Genomic DNA, 1,066 nt, shown 5'->3' with positions numbered 1-1,066 from the left:
GGCAACGTCTTACGGAAATCAAAACTGCAACACGCAGACCGTAGCACAGAACGGGCAGCAGGGCCGGTCTCCCCGCGTGGGCCCCTGCCCCGCAGGCGCCGCGGTGCGCGGCGTCCGCGGGTTCTTATGGTGCGGGCAGACGGTCCTTCTCGGGGTGGAGAAGGACCGTGCAGCGTGAGGGTCAGGCGGCGCCGGCCGGCTGGCGGCACTGGTGGTCGCGGTGGTGCTGAAGGGCTTCTTCGAGCTGGTCTTCGAGGATGATGATCCGGCAGGCGGCTTCCAGGGCGGTGCCGTGGTCGACCATCTCCCGGGCCCGTGCGGCCAGGCGCAGCTGGTAGCGGGAGTAGCGGCGGTGCCCGCCGGCGGAGCGGAACGGGATGATCAGTTTCGCCTCGTCGAGGCGGCGCAGGAAGTCCTGTGAGGCGCCGACGATCTCGGCGGCACGGCCCATGGTGTAGGCGGGGTAGTCGTCGTCGTTGAGCATGTCGTCGGGTTGGGCCATACATTCCTTCTTCATGAACGAGGGCCCCGGCGCGTGTCGCGCCGGGGCCCAGGGTTACGGGTTCAATACACCATCTACCGACAGGTTCGTCGGGTTCTCGTTTCCACACCCTGCCGCTATCAGCAAGCGGTGCGAGGATCGCATAAGCGTGACCGGAAACCACCTCACGTTCAAAGTGACCACGGTGTCCACCCCAGAACTCCAACGACGTCCTGACGGCGGGCGATCCAACGGCGTCAAACCCTCCCTTTCCTCTACTTCCACTATCTACGGTGCTATCCGCCGATGCCGGAGCCCCACGCGACTTCATGGCCCCGCACATGTGCGGCGGATCCCTACTGCATCAGGCGGAGCCCCAAACCTGCTTCGGCCCTGCCTGCGGTTGCCCTGACCTGGAATTACGTCAAGGTCTTGTCGTGCACGTGCGGTGCTGCATGCGGTGATGTGGTTCCACCGCAGTTACCGAGCGAGCCACGAGAACTTCCGGGCCCTGCTTCGACGCTCGGCCTGTTACGTCGGCGTCTTCAACCGATCTCCGTCGTCAACGGAGACAACATTAACCAG

At 65.1% G+C, this 1,066-nt stretch carries 1 protein-coding gene; it reads right to left on the bottom strand.

The genetic code is table 11. From position 1 onward, the window contains the following. Positions 1-181: 181 nt before the first annotated feature. A complete protein-coding gene (locus Asi03nite_RS37475; RefSeq protein ID WP_203685254.1) occupies positions 182-502 on the bottom strand; it encodes a helix-turn-helix domain-containing protein in 321 nt (106 codons plus the stop codon). Positions 503-1,066 lie beyond the last annotated feature (564 nt).

Origin of the sequence: Actinoplanes siamensis, from assembly GCF_016862395.1 — a bacterium.
GTDB lineage: Bacteria > Actinomycetota > Actinomycetes > Mycobacteriales > Micromonosporaceae > Actinoplanes > Actinoplanes siamensis.
This window is presented reverse-complemented; position numbering and strand designations above follow the sequence as displayed.